Origin of the sequence: Paraglaciecola sp. L1A13 (assembly GCF_009796745.1) — a bacterium.
Classification (GTDB): domain Bacteria; phylum Pseudomonadota; class Gammaproteobacteria; order Enterobacterales; family Alteromonadaceae; genus Paraglaciecola.
The window spans coordinates 593,373-607,592 of record NZ_CP047024.1 but is presented as its reverse complement, the minus strand read 5'-3'; the positions used below and the strand labels follow the sequence as shown (position 1 = coordinate 607,592).

Annotated in this window: 12 protein-coding genes; 4 read left to right on the top strand and 8 right to left on the bottom strand. The window is 42.1% G+C overall.

The window, feature by feature from the left end; translation table 11 throughout:
* Positions 1-130: 130 nt before the first annotated feature.
* Complete coding sequence (locus GQR89_RS02525; protein WP_158768605.1) at positions 131-1,396, bottom strand: Xaa-Pro peptidase family protein; 1,266 nt, start codon at positions 1,394-1,396, stop codon at positions 131-133.
* A gap of 254 nt (positions 1,397-1,650) precedes the next feature.
* Entirely contained in the window at positions 1,651-2,640 is a 990-nt protein-coding gene (locus tag GQR89_RS02520; protein WP_158768604.1) for a GlxA family transcriptional regulator, read from the bottom strand.
* 145 nt (positions 2,641-2,785) lie between these two features.
* Here GQR89_RS02520 and GQR89_RS02515 point away from each other — a divergent pair, with 145 nt between their 5' ends.
* Together GQR89_RS02515 and GQR89_RS02510 are read left to right on the top strand one after the other, a co-directional pair.
* Positions 2,786-4,702, top strand: coding sequence for a beta-ketoacyl synthase (locus tag GQR89_RS02515; protein ID WP_158768603.1), 1,917 nt, complete (start codon positions 2,786-2,788; stop codon positions 4,700-4,702).
* A 390-nt stretch (positions 4,703-5,092) separates the two neighbouring features.
* Positions 5,093-5,878: a hypothetical protein gene (locus GQR89_RS02510; RefSeq protein WP_158768602.1), complete on the top strand. Its 786-nt coding sequence runs from the start codon at positions 5,093-5,095 to the stop codon at positions 5,876-5,878.
* A gap of 204 nt (positions 5,879-6,082) precedes the next feature.
* Here the strand turns inward: GQR89_RS02510 and GQR89_RS02505 are convergent, their stop codons facing one another.
* Both GQR89_RS02505 and GQR89_RS02500 read right to left on the bottom strand, forming a co-directional pair.
* The gene (locus tag GQR89_RS02505) at positions 6,083-6,301 is read right to left on the bottom strand and encodes a hypothetical protein (RefSeq protein WP_158768601.1); all 219 of its coding nucleotides are present in this window, start codon (positions 6,299-6,301) and stop codon (positions 6,083-6,085) included.
* Between the two features lie 125 nt (positions 6,302-6,426).
* Complete coding sequence (locus tag GQR89_RS02500; RefSeq protein ID WP_158768600.1) at positions 6,427-7,674, bottom strand: acyl-CoA dehydrogenase family protein; 1,248 nt, start codon at positions 7,672-7,674, stop codon at positions 6,427-6,429.
* Positions 7,675-8,302: 628 nt separating this feature from the next.
* On the opposite strand from GQR89_RS02500, the gene GQR89_RS02495 reads away from it, so the two are divergent.
* Positions 8,303-8,512: a cold-shock protein gene (locus GQR89_RS02495; protein WP_158768599.1), complete on the top strand. Its 210-nt coding sequence runs from the start codon at positions 8,303-8,305 to the stop codon at positions 8,510-8,512.
* Positions 8,513-8,787: 275 nt separating this feature from the next.
* Entirely contained in the window at positions 8,788-11,013 is a 2,226-nt protein-coding gene (rnr, locus tag GQR89_RS02490; RefSeq protein WP_158768598.1) for a ribonuclease R, read from the top strand.
* A 140-nt stretch (positions 11,014-11,153) separates the two neighbouring features.
* On the opposite strand, the gene GQR89_RS02485 is transcribed toward rnr, so the two are convergent.
* The 4 genes from GQR89_RS02485 to GQR89_RS02470 form a co-directional block, all read right to left on the bottom strand.
* Positions 11,154-11,789: a DUF2238 domain-containing protein gene (locus GQR89_RS02485; RefSeq protein ID WP_158768597.1), complete on the bottom strand. Its 636-nt coding sequence runs from the start codon at positions 11,787-11,789 to the stop codon at positions 11,154-11,156.
* A 70-nt stretch (positions 11,790-11,859) separates the two neighbouring features.
* Positions 11,860-12,327, bottom strand: coding sequence for a hypothetical protein (locus tag GQR89_RS02480; protein WP_158768596.1), 468 nt, complete (start codon positions 12,325-12,327; stop codon positions 11,860-11,862).
* A 37-nt stretch (positions 12,328-12,364) separates the two neighbouring features.
* Positions 12,365-12,616 carry a YdcH family protein gene (locus GQR89_RS02475; protein ID WP_158768595.1) on the bottom strand — a complete coding sequence of 84 codons (252 nt, stop codon included), beginning with the start codon at positions 12,614-12,616 and terminating at the stop codon, positions 12,365-12,367.
* Positions 12,617-12,935: 319 nt separating this feature from the next.
* Entirely contained in the window at positions 12,936-13,760 is an 825-nt protein-coding gene (locus GQR89_RS02470; RefSeq protein WP_158768594.1) for an alpha/beta fold hydrolase, read from the bottom strand.
* Between the last annotated feature and the right edge of the window lie 460 nt (positions 13,761-14,220).

Sequence of the window (14,220 nt, the reverse complement as noted above, 5' to 3'; positions counted from 1 at the left end):
TGCTGTAGAGCGGTGACATCAAAGTAAGTTTACCCGACACTCCGCCAATTCGTACGACTCATAAAGCCTTGAAAAACCCGCAGACCTTAAGGTCTACGGGCTTCTTTTTGCTTAATCACCAACTGATGTATTACGAGGCAGGTTCGTGCAAACCAAAAGGGTTATCAATACTGTCGCTTGGCTGGGTAAACCAGCGCGGACCTTCATCGGTCATATAAAAATGATCCTCTAATCGAATACCGAATTCATCGGGTATAACCAGCATAGGTTCATTGCTAAAACACATGCCTTTGGCGAGTGGGGTTTTGTTGCCGCCAACCAAATAAGGCCACTCGTGAATATCTAACCCAATGCCATGGCCGGTACGATGTGGACAACCGGGTGTTTGGTATTCTGGGCCTAAACCTTGTGAGGCTAAGTATTGACGAGCCGTTGCATCGACGTCTTCGCATGGCACACCGATTTGGGCGGCGTTAAAGGCAGCAAGTTGTGCGGCTTTTTCATCGCCCCAAAACTGTCGTTGCCGACTCGTTGGTTCACCAAATACATACGTTCGGGTAATGTCAGATATATAGTCGTACACTTTGCAGCCGGTGTCGATTAACACGACATCCCCTTCCTTGAGAATTTGCGGATCTTTAACACCATGTGGGAATGAAGTCGCGATCCCGAAGAGCACAATACAAAAATAATTGCCCGGCGCACCAACCTTTTGGTGTGCTTGTTCAATAAAAGCTTCTACTTCTGTGGTGCTGATTCCTGGGTACAACATACTTGCGGTTGCTTGATGCACGGCTAAGGTCATATTCATCGCCCCTTGCATCAACGCTAGTTCGCTAGCAGACTTATGCATTCTACAATGGGCAGTAACCTCTTGTGCATTGATGAGCGTTAAGCCAGTTTGGGCTTTATTGATACCGTCGAATATAAAAAACTGCGCGCTTTCGTCTATACCAATTGTGGCGGTATCGGCTATGTTTAGTTGTCTTAGGACGTCAACAAATAAGCCATAAGGATTTTCATGCTCTTGCCAGCCGTGTATTGGCCCATCTATGACTTTAAACCCATTTAGACTGCCAATTTCGAAGTAAGGCGCGATATATTGCACAGCGCCTTTTGCTGGCAGAATGGCCCCTACCATGCGCTCACTGGCATACCATTTCATACCGGTAAAATATGTAAGGTTGGTACCTGCATTTAGATAAATAGCGGCGATATTATGGGCTTGCATATACGCTTGGGCTATAGCCATACGCTTTAAGTGTTCTTCTGGCTGAATTGGCACAAGGTCTTGAGTCATATCGCTCAATGTGGCTAATGCTTGCTCGGGTGTTTGCGTGCCTATACCGATTCCTGTGCCTGTGCCTGTAATAGTGTCATTATCAAGAGTCATCATTTTTCTCCTAAGTTAGATGCCGACTAAAAACGATGTCAGGCACCCTGTAAAATGTGTAATAAAGCTATGATATCACTGACGTTGGCAACACTGCGCTGATAAAACCTGGATTTTATTCGAACTCGTTCGCTTATGGCCTACGGCCACTCTACACGTTACGCGTGCGGGGAATTCGCTTTGCGAACTGTGTGCACCTTATGCCCTTCGCTTATCAAAGTATGCGGTTTTAAAAAGCGTCTAAAACATAGCCGTTTTCAATCAGCAGTAAATAACTTAGCTCGGACTGTTGCTCTGTATTCCCGCGGCGAAGTAGCCAATAATTTCACAAACAAAGAGGTAAAATACCCCACATCTTGATAGCCAATTTTATCTGCTACTTCACTTACGTTTAGATTACTTGTTTGTAATAAGTCTTTGGCGATTTCAATACGGACTTTTTGTAAATACCGTAGCGGTGTTTGTCCGGTGGCATTTTTAAAACGGCGGTTAAATGTGCGTACGCTCATTTCAAAGCGCCCCGCTACCTCGCTCAGGTTAATCTGCCGGTTATAATTGTCTTGCAACCAAATTTGCGCTTGTACTATTTCCTCATCGGGGTGCTGTTTTGTGCTGCCTTCAAAGTAACTTGTGTTTTCATAGGGGCGGCGAATTTCATGGGAGAAATTTCGCTCAACAACGCTGGCTATCGCTTCGCCATAGAGCCGTTTAATAAAATGCACGGTAAGGTCGGCCATCGCATTCACGCTAGCTGAGCAGTATAGATTGCTAGCTTGGGTAATAAAGTATTGACGTTTTAATTTGACCCTTGGGTAGTCTCGTTGAAACTGATCAAAATAATGCCAGTGAGTGGTAGCAGGTTTATCATTGAGCAGCCCTGCTTCAGCTAAGAAACAACAGCCTGTGCCTACTGCTGAGAGCATCGCTCCATTTTCATAAGCCTTACGTAACCACGCTAAAATTTCGGGGTGTTTTTTTACAATTGGCCGAGGGTTTCGCCACAGAGCAGGTAAATAAATAATATCGCTGTCACCCACTTCTTCGAGTTGGGTATCGGGTAACAAGGAAAAACCAATACTGGTTTTAATTGGTCGTTTATCTATGGACGTTGTTTGAATAAGCACGGCTTCAACTTGGCTACCTTCTTTTGCACGAGCAGCACTTTCGGCGGCACGTAACATTTCAAAAGGCAAAGTCGCGCTAGTGGCCAGCATATTATCGCAAAGTAAAAAGGTAATTTTATGCACAAGTCAGCTTAGGCAATTTTTGGGTGTCTTGGGCCAAGATAGCGAACCAGTGGCTAAAACACCACACTTTATGGCCATTATAACCCTGCCAGAACACAAATCTAGACAGTAGACTGCGGATACTCAAACATTTGGTATCTTAAGTATGTCTTCATTACCGGTCATCGTCGGATTTGGTGGTTTTAATGCCGCAGGTCGCAGTTCATTTCATCACGCTTACAAACGAATGGTAATAGAAAGTTTACCTGTGAATGAACGAGAAGAAACCCTGCTTGGTTTGGCCACAATGATGAAGTTGGTGCGTTGCGAAAACGGTCTCTTTATTGATAATGCGATTGAAAATAATCAACAAACCTTAACGGCAGAAGAAGTGGTTAAACGCTTTTCAGAGCAAATTTTAAATTCGACCCTCATTCGCACAATCGAAAAAAGCCACTTCGATGTAAATGCCGTGCATTGGCAAAAAAATATCACTATGAAGTCTACAGACAAAATAGGCATTTGTTTTGAATTGCCCCGTAAACAATTACCTGACCCAATACCGACAAATTGGCAGTTAACTGATATTAATAAAGACCGAGTGAACGTTGAAATTATCGGCGAAGTAGATCTCAAAATAGACAGTTATCGTGAATGCCCAGTAAAAGTAGCAGGACAATTACCCAGCGGATTTAAACCCGAAGATCACTACAATGCCCGCTTTCATCCTCGCGCTTTACAAATGGCTATTATGGGTGCATCAGATGCCATTCGTTCATTAGGCATGGAATGGAAAACCATAGTCAATGCAGTCAAACCAGATGAAATAGGCGTATACGCCAGTAATGCCATGTCGCAGCTGGATGAAAACGGTTTTGGTGGCATGTTGCAATCACGCTTAAAAGGTGGCCGAGTCAGTACTAAGCAGTGCCCTCTAGGCTTAAACACTATGCCTGCTGACTTTGTGAATGCTTATGTGCTAGGTAATGTTGGTCATACGAGTGCAATTGTTGGGGCCTGTGCCAGTTTCCTTTATAACCTCAGTGCTGCCATTGAAGATATAAAAAATGGCAAGCGCCGTGTGGCCGTCGTTGGCAATGCCGAAGCACCCATATTGCCAGAAATAATTGATGGTTACGCCACCATGGGCGCACTTGCCAGCGAAGACAATTTAAAACGTTTAGACAAATCTGAAACAGTTGACCATCGCCGTGCAAGTCGTCCTTTTGGCGAAAATTGTGGTTTTACCATCGCAGAATCGACCCAATATGTGGTGTTAATGGACGATGCATTGGCGTTAGAGCTAGGGGCGGATATTCATGGCGCAGTAAGCGATGTATTTATTAATGCTGATGGTTATAAAAAATCTATATCGGCACCCGGCCCAGGTAACTACATCACAATGGCTAAAGCTGTATCTGCGGCCCGCGCGGTTGTGGGTGATGAATCTGTTCGCGAGCGTTCGTTTATTCAAGCTCATGGTTCAAGTACGCCTGCCAACCGCACCACAGAATCACGTATTTTTCATGAAGTGGCAAAGATTTTTGATATTCAAAACTGGCCCGTCACTGCGGCAAAAGCGTATGTGGGTCATCCGTTGTCGCCGGCGAGCGCCGAACAGTTAGTGGTGAGTCTTGGTGTATTTAAACATGGATTCATTCCGGGTATTAAAACCATCGATAAAGTGGCAGATGATGTATTTGATGAACGCTTAAATATTTCAATAACCGATATCGATAAAGGCCCAGGAAATGTTGATGTTGCCTTCCTAAACTCCAAAGGATTTGGCGGTAACAATGCCACTGCGACGGTATTATCACCTCACGTTGTCAATACCATGCTCGCTAAGCGATACTGCACTGAAGATATTGCGGCTTATGAATCTCGCCGTGAACAAGTACGTGAAAAAGCCAAGGCCTACGATCTATCAGCCAGTCAAGGCAACTTTGATACTATTTATCATTTTGGCCAGGATCTTATCCAAGACGATGATATTCAAATGAACGATCAAGAAATTCGTATTTCCGGATTTGCCAATCCTATCGATTTAAGAATGAAAAACCCTTTTGAAGATATGATTTAGAATAAGTAGAAAAATACAAAAATATCCGGCTAAATTAGCTGGATATTTTATAAAAGTGACTTAGGTAAAACAGGTAAATTTGGGATTGTGAATCGATGGGTAAGGGTTGCTGTCCTTTGGTAGCTGAGATGACTTTGATCTCGTTCTAGGCTTTGCAGTGAAGCTGTACTTTTGCTTTTGCTCTTTTATGACAACTGAAACTTTCTCGATAAAAGCAGCAACACCTATTTAACTCACAAGCGTAGGGTAACTCGGTGGAATTTCACGGTAAATTTTTTCTCAATCGACTTTGCGAAATATAGAATTAGTGATTAATCTTATTTGTATCCCTTAGCGATATCAATGGATGTGGATATTGCTTTTTTTGTGACTTGTACAAGGAAGAATGACATGAAAACCAAAACACCTATCACTTTTGTACTTTCGAATATTTTACTTTTGTTTGTTCTGTCTGGGTGCGCTACCCAGCCGCTATTGTTAGCAGATTTTGATAATAACACCGTGGGAACACTCCCCGACCTAACGCTTGCTGGCGACCCTACGGGAGATGAAATAACCTGGTCTGGCAGTACCGCCAATAGTTCAGCATCGTTGGCCCCACTAAAAGTCATCGCAGACACCAACGGTGAGGCAGGCGATAAAATCCTGCGTCTTTTTTATACAAGTAGTGACCAGTCTATTAGCTCGTATTTGGGCTTTCATGCCAGACCAACTACTGAGGAAAATGGCCTTTATAATATATTTTGGGACGGCGTTATTGAGTATCCGGGTAATCGGTCAAACCAAACACTTTTTATTGCCGTATACAGGTCGGCGCAGTGGCATGCGGATCCGCTTGTCAGCTTGCGTATTTATCGCACGCCTGATGGGCCAGGTCAGGGCTGGACAAGCGTTAACGTATCTGATGACAGCAATGTATCGGAAAGACGAATAGGATTTATACGTGAAGACTTGCCCAACTCTGGGTTTATTTCGGTAGATATTGAAAAACAAAAATATAGCCTGTTTATAGGTGGGCTTACGGCTACAGGCGACCTACCATCAGACACCACCATTGATCGATTAAGCCTTTATGTATTTTTCGCACCCACCATTGCTCAGGACGATTCATCAGGTCTAGGGGTTTACTACATTGATAATGTGAAAATGTTACAGAGTGAGCCTGATGAAGACTAAATAGTTGGCGTCATAGTCACCTTAGGTACGCATCTGACAAGTCGCTAATATTAACGGGAAAGTTCACGTCCCGAATAAGTAAAAGTAGCGACATGTCTTCGATGCGACATTCCCTAGGGCGATGGCGATGGCTATGGCTATGGCTATGGCAATAAGCATAGTTTAGATTCAGCGTCTCTGAACCTGTTGATCCCTGTTAATTTTCTATCGGGCTCTTAGAAAGTCTTTATCCAGTGCGCCTGAGATATTACGCAGCTCATAATCAATAATTTCCGCAGTACGCGTAGCGCCCGCAGTTTTGGTAATTTCTGCAACAGCAGTGATGATCAGTGCTTCTAGTGCGTCACTGTGGTTAATCTTTTCTTGGTCAGCTACAGCTAAAGCATCTGCTATACACTGCTTTGCAATACTGTACTTACTCATTTTGGCTCTCCTTACGCGAAACTCTTAAATCGGCTCCCAAAAGATGGGAAATCTTAAAATGGAAAAGAAAAAAGGCCAAATACGTCGGCCCTTGTTAAGTATGTACTCATACAATAATGGTTAAGTTAACCTTTGTTACGCTCATATTCACGTACCTCATTTCGACCAACCACCATATGATGAACCTCATCTGGGCCATCCGCATAACGTAGGGTACGTTGGCCTGCATACATAGCAGAGAGCGGTGACCATTGAGAAATACCGGTAGCACCATGTAATTGCATAGATTGGTCAATAATTTCACAGACCCGCTCTGGCACCATCGCTTTGATCATATGTATCCAAATACGTGCTTCTTGGTTGCCTAGAACATCCATGGCTTTAGCGGCTTTGAGTACCATCATACGCATGGCTTCAATGTCGATACGCATCTTCGAGATAACTTCAACGTTCTTACCCAATTGATATATTTTTTTACCAAATGCTTCTCTTGAAGTTGAACGCTCAAGCGCCAATTGCAATGCTTCTTCCGCTTGTCCAATTGAACGCATGCAATGGTGAATACGACCAGGGCCCAAACGTACTTGAGAAATTTCAAAACCACGGCCTTCACCTAACAACATGTTAGTTTTGGGTACCCGTACGTTTTCAAGTTTAATGTGCATATGTCCGTGAGGTGCATGGTCATGACCGAATACCAGCATTGGGCCAACAATTGTTACCCCTGGGGTGTCTAGTGGCACGAGAATTTGTGACTGTTGTTTGTGTGCAGGAGCATCGGGGCTACTTTTAACCATGCAGATCATGATTTTACAACGCGGATCTCCGGCGCCAGAAATATAATATTTCTCACCATTAATCACCCAGTCATCACCATCTTCAACAGCCAAGGTTGAAATATTTTTTGCGTCAGAAGAGGCTACATTAGGTTCAGTCATACCAAAGCAAGAGCGTATTTCACCTCTTAATAGAGGTGCTAGCCATTTAGCCTTCTGCTCTGGTGTACCTACGCGTTCTAACACTTCCATATTACCGGTGTCAGGTGCTGAACAGTTTAATGTTTCAGACGCTAACGGTGCTTTACCAAGCTCAACGGCAATATAGGCGTAGTCTAAGTTAGACAAACCTTGTCCAGTTTCAGCGTCAGGCAAGAAGAAATTCCACAGTCCCGCTTCTTTTGCTTTGTTTTTAGCGCCTTCAAGCAATTCCATTTGACGGTCAGAATAGCTCCAGCGATCAGCAAGTTTTTCTCCAATTGAATAAAATTCTTCTTGGATGGGAATAACATTCTCTTCAATGTGCTTCTTTACCGCAAGATAAAGTGGACGCACGTCCTCAGACATACGTAAATCATTTAAATCTTCAGTCGACATAATTGTTCCTTAAAATTGAGTGAAATCTGATGTGTTTTACTGACGCTTCGTGGCACAAATATTGAAGCTAAGATTTCAAATAAATCAGTCAAAATATAATATGTAAATGAAGTGTAAATGGCCAATGAAATCGCTACAAGAAACTGAAATTATTGATATTTTTAAAAAATATGTCTTTTTATAGCGTCTTTATAAAAGTGGATTATAGGGGTGTATCACTGTTACTTTTTAAAATGCCATTTTAAGCAAGCTCCGTGCAAAATATGAGCAAACGAGAATTTAAATATCAGCGGCGTTTTTTTTAAAAAGGGATAACGATTAGTAAAAATTTTTGTGCTGTATTTTTCGTAAAAAAGAGGTTGGCACGGGAAACACTTACTCATTGCTACAACGATAGTAATTTTCGATAATAACTTGACTTACGCTATAAATTAGGAGTAAGGTGTGTTCAAGCTTTGAGAAGAGCCTATTTTGTGAATCCCACGATGTAAGTTATTAAGTAGTACTCTAGTCATATTAGTTTATTTGTAATTCTTCGCGTTATCCTCAGTAAAATAATCGTTTTCCTCACATGCTCTATCGCCACAATTTTTTGGCGCACTTTTAAATTATTTCTAGGATATCTATTATGTCTAATAAAACTACTGGTTCAGTAAAATGGTTCAACGAAGATAAAGGTTTTGGCTTTATCGAGCAAGAATCTGGTCCTGACGTTTTCGCACATTTCAGCGCAATCGTTAGCGAAGGTTTTAAAACTTTGGCTGAAGGCCAACGCGTAGAGTTTACTGTTACTCAAGGTCAAAAAGGCCCACAAGCAGAAAACATCGTCTGTATCTAGACCTTGTTAATCAGCGCAGTTAAAGACTGCGCTATCGTTTCACTCATAAATAAATATGAGTGAAGCAAATACGCCGTTTATGTTAAACGCGTACTGAATACCCTTAAAACGAGTCTTAAATAGCAACACCTCGTCTTTATATTTCGGCTCATACTCCGAGTCATCCCGCCTTATGCTGTAACCTGTATTCCTTTTCCTTCATTAAGAATGTTATATCCCTAATTTGAAAATACCCAGTACAAAGCAATCGGCGGCTCAAAGAGAATTTTATTAATTTGAATCAAACCGCACAATTATCCCCCATACGAACTTACGACAACCCTATCCCTGGCCGTGAATTCATTCTGAGTCTTTTTAGTAGTTTAAAAAAGCACTTAAATCGCGAACAAATAGCTGATGCACTCGCATTAAACTCCCCCCAAGAAAAAGAAGCACTCAGAAGACGTTTACGTGCAATGGAACGCGATGGTCAGCTGTCATTTCAGCGTAAGGGCTATCAACTAATTGATCCCGAATCCCTTGTTAGCGGCACCATTAGCATCCACCCTGACGGTTTTGGTTTCGTGACCTATAGCGATTCTGAGAAAGACTTATTTTTGCCTAAAAACCAACTCAACCATGTATTTGATGGCGATGTGGTTCAAGTGCTTATTGAGCCTGGGAAAAACGCCAAACGCGCTTATAGTAATTTACTTAAGGTGCTGCAGCGTAATACCACCCACATCGTGGGCACACTTGTGCGTGAAGGTGAGCATTACTTTTTACTGCCTGATGACATTAAGCTTGCGCAAAACATAAACGTTGAACAAAGCACGTTAAAGCAAGCGCAAGTCGGTCAATATGTGAATGCCAGAATTACCCACTACCCCAACTTTCGTCAAAACACGCAAGTTGAAATTATTGAAGTAATAGGTAATGCAACCGATGCTGGTATAGAAAGTAAATTAGCCCTTCATCGTCACGGTATCTCAGACCAGTGGGATAAAACCTTACTTGATAAAGCAAATGCCCATGGCTGCGTGGTGTCACAAGCAGACAAAGCACAACGCATAGATTATCGCAGTTTACCGTTTGTCACCATTGATGGCGCAGATGCGAAGGACTTTGATGACGCAGTGTATTGTGAAAAAAATCAAGCCGGCGATTGGCGCTTATTGGTAGCAATAGCGGATGTGTCGCATTATGTTTTACCTAATGATGCACTGGATATTGAAGCCCAAGAACGCGCGACGTCTATTTATTTGCCTGATCAAGTTGTACCTATGCTGCCTGAAACATTGTCCAATGGGCTATGTTCGTTAAATCCACATCAAGACCGCTTGGTGATGGTTTGTGAGATAACCATTAGCGCCAAGGGTGTAGTGACCCAAGCTGATTTTAGCGAAGGCTTGATACAGTCTCATGCGCGACTAACATACAATCAAGCAAACGCACTGGTGTTTAAGCCAAACAGTAAGCCTGCCAAAACCGTTTCGGATCCCAGCCCTGCAATTGTGCCGCATATTAAAAATTTACATGCTTTGTTTCAGGTGCTGAGTAAGCAGCGTAAACGCCGCGGTGCCATAGAATTTGAAACCCGAGAGCTCGCACTTAAGCTTAATAAACACAAGACCATAACGAGCATTTCACCGGTTAAGCGTAACGACGCCCATCGTATGATAGAAGAATTTATGTTGTGTGCGAATGTCGCCACGGCGCAATTTTTACAACGGCATAAAATTCCGAGTTTGTTTAGAGTACACGCTGGACCACAGCAAAAAAAACTCACTGCGTTACGTGCGTTTTTATCTGAAAAAGGCTTAATCCTAGCTGGCGACGATAATCCAAGCTCACATGACTATAATGATTTACTGAAAAAAGTGAGTCATAGGGCTGATGCGAGACTGATCCAAACCTTGTTATTGCGCTCGCAAAGTCAGGCTGAATACTCATCCGTTAACCAAGGGCACTTCGGTTTAGCCTATGAAGCGTATGCACATTTCACGTCGCCCATAAGACGTTACCCAGATTTATTAACTCACCGTGCGATACGCGCAAAATTGCGCAGCAGTAAACCTGCCAGTGGCTTTAACTGGGTATTGCGTCAACTTAAACTAGACAAGTTAGCCAGCAAAACTATAAGCAAAACCGCTTACCCCTACACAGCACAAGACGTTGAACAGCTAAGCACTCATTGCTCTGGCCAATCGCGCTTGGCCGATACCGTTAGCCGCGAAGTTGAAAACGCGCTGATGTGTAAATATATGCAACCTTTTATAGGTGATTCTTTTGATGCCTCTATATCAGGTATGAATAACACTGGTTTCTTCGTTTCATTAGAGAACAGCGGCGCAGAAGGCTTAGTGCATATCACCAGCTTAAAAGGTGAGGCATTTACATTTGATGGAAATAAGCAGCAAATTAGTAATCAACAGCATACCTATCATATTGGCGACCACGTAAGCGTTGTTTTGAAAAATGTTGATTTACGCAGCCGCAAAATGAGCTTCGAAATGGCATAAAGGGCACCTATGCACCCTTAACTAAAACAAAGCCTGACGCCGACTGAACAAGCAAATTAGTGCGCTAGTCGGATTAGGGTTACATGGCTAAAAGAGCAAAAGGGCACAACCGCAAATATTTTAGCAATATTTTTTGCTGGCTAAGGCGCTTTACCGTTTGGCTGACGGAATAACCTGAATAGATAGAAAGGCAAAGCAGCTATACATGATCCGACAAAGGCGATGCCCATATCTTTTTGCGCATCCCATATATCCCCTTGTGTGCCCAGATAAGAATCCCCCTCTGCAGGAAAGAAGATATCGGCAACCAGCCACTCTAAAATTTCATAAAGGGCACTAATGGAAAGTATTAGAGTAATGGGTAAAAAGAAGGCAATGCGCGGCGGGTATTTTAACCAAGATGAAAAGCACTCCTTCATGGGATAGTAGAGTAAAAAACCGAAGCTAAAATGAACGAGACGATCGTATTGGTTTCTAGGCGAATGAAAAACATCTTGAAAGTAAAACCCTAAAGGATTCTCGGCATAGGTATATTTTGAACCATAGACATGCAGACATAAAAACAAACAGAGCAAAAAATAACTCACATTACTGAACTTGTATTTTCTGTAAGTAATAATTAAAAATAGCAGCGAGATGACCGTCAGCGTATTTTCAATAAGCCAATTGGCAACATCGGTGGTACCAATAATTGAATTTGCCCATACAGCGATAAACACCGATATAAAAAGCAGCATCCAACCCAAATCTGTTGTTTTATTGCTGCTTTTTAACATCACTATCTAACAACCTTATAGATTCAAGTTAAAACATTAATATTAATGCGTTAGTTAACTAAAAATAACGTTATCTGTTGACCGCGTGGCAGTTTGTGCACCCACCTGAGACTTTTCCTGCAAGGTAGTAACGGGGCTCCGGTAGCGATGCAGCGGTTCGAGCTTTATCGATTTGACTGACAAAGTCTTGCATATAATCTTCCATAAATGGATGGTTTGCTCCCATATCTCCGCCTTTCAAACTCGAGGCAATTTTCCCGATATTTTTTAGGGCATTTAGTACTTGTTCACGTTGAAGATCAGGTTCATTTTGGCTCTGTTCAAGTGGTTTATCGAGTGCAGTATCAAGTAAAGCCATCTGATGAGCCAATCGATTCATATCAGAGCTTAAATCAGCCTGTTCGGTATATTTAAAATCAGGGGGGTAAGTCACTTTGCGCAATGATGAATTAAATTGGCTGCTGCACCCTACCAAAACAAACGTGCTGATCACCGCAGTGACAGCAATTTTGCTTAACGCTATTCTTAAATTCTTCATACATGTTGGCTCCTTATGAAACCACTCAAATTGCTTACTAAAGCGCTTTTTCTGTTTTTTGGATCATGTCTAATAATTCATCTTTAAGATGAACGCGGCGTACCTTGAGTGATTCTATGTAGTCATCTTTAACCGGTGAATTGCGGTTTTCTAAATCATTAACTTCGCTTTCTACTTCATGATAACTATCAAATAATTTGGCAAAGTGAGCGTCGTTCATTTTAAGGTGGCGAATGGTGTGGTGATGTTCTGGCAGATCTTTTACCAGTGAATGTTTTTCTAGTTCCATGGAGATTACTCTATATTGTTAGCGGTTTAATTCATACTAACCAGTAGCAAGTAAATCGTATTGATCCTCATCATTGTTTTATCATCTATATTTATTGAGGACTGTTTACGTCAGCTAAGCGTGAGCCACTAGAAAAGTGAGATATTACGGGTGAAGAATATGAAAGGGATGAAGGCTTTGGGCAAGATTAAAGGTTCAATTGCTTACCAATATGCCATGGATACCAACCTTGCTGTAAACGGATGGTTATAGTTTATTTTTTAAGGTTGTTACTTAATAAAAACAGGTGTGAGTCATCATCACACCTGTTTGCATAGTACTAAAACGCGCTATCTTCTAAAAACGTGTTAATCAATGTACAAACCTTGTCAGGTTGTTCATCAATAACCCAATGACCGGCATCCTCTAGCCAAATCAGTGACGCTTTCGGAATAGCATCCGTCAACATTGGCGCATACTTTGGCTTTTGGAAGTTATCCTTGTCTCCCCATAATACTAATGTTTCATGAGGTAGGGCTTTAAGATCTCCCGCAATGGCTTGGGTATATTCGCTGTTAAGTCGACGCATATTGCGAAATAAAGCCGCTTTACCCTGTTCACTGCTCCACTGGGCCACGTAAAGTTTAATCAGTTCTTCGGTCATAACACTGGAGTCGTATACACCTTTAGGCATAAAATCTCGCAATATGCCTACGAATTCTTCGACGCTGGTTTGTTGTTCAACGCCAGGTTCGAGCAAGGGCTCAAATTCAGGTATCGGCCATGAATCAAAACAGACACTGTCAATTAAAACTAAGCGATTAACTTTTTCAGGGTGTTTCACAGCTATCAGTTGGGCAACACCGCCACCGATATCGTGGGCCACAATATTTGCTCTAGAAATGCCCAACGCATCCATAAATTTACGAATGATGCGGCTTTGGGCATTTATCGATACGTCCGTGTCGACTGGCATATCAGATTCACCAAAATTGAGCAAGTCTGGGGTGATAACTCTGTGGTTAGCTGCCAAGGTAGGCATCACATTTCGCCATAAAGCTCGGTTGGTAGGGATCCCATGAATTAGTAATAATGGTGAGCCCTCTCCCATCTCTTCATACGCAATTTGATGGCCTTCAATCGTAACATATTGAGTGATATTCATTTTTATCTCCTAGTCGGTCAAATATGGCAACTGGGTTTGTTACCGATGATGTCTGCAAGTATGTGAATTAGCGAAAATACAAGGCACTAAATTCAACCAAAAATGCTCTACGCGGAATGAAATTTTAATATTTGATGCTTTTTAAAGATGCGAATATAGATACATTGAGCCCATTGTTACCCTATAAAACGCAGCGAATTGTATTAGGGCGTAACACCTCAAATCTCAATAGCGTTTCAAACGCTAGCCACTGCAAACTTATTTATCACATTGCTTAAAGCAAATATCAGCCCAATTCTCGAATATAAAACAACTAATGGAATCGGAAATAATATTTCAGCTAGGCTTTTGGTTGATCCCCCTTTACAGCAAGGGCTTAAAGCGAATATTCAACCATTGAATCTACTAATAACCGAATAATAAGGCACATCGATTGCGCCCAATTAAACATGATGTCGGC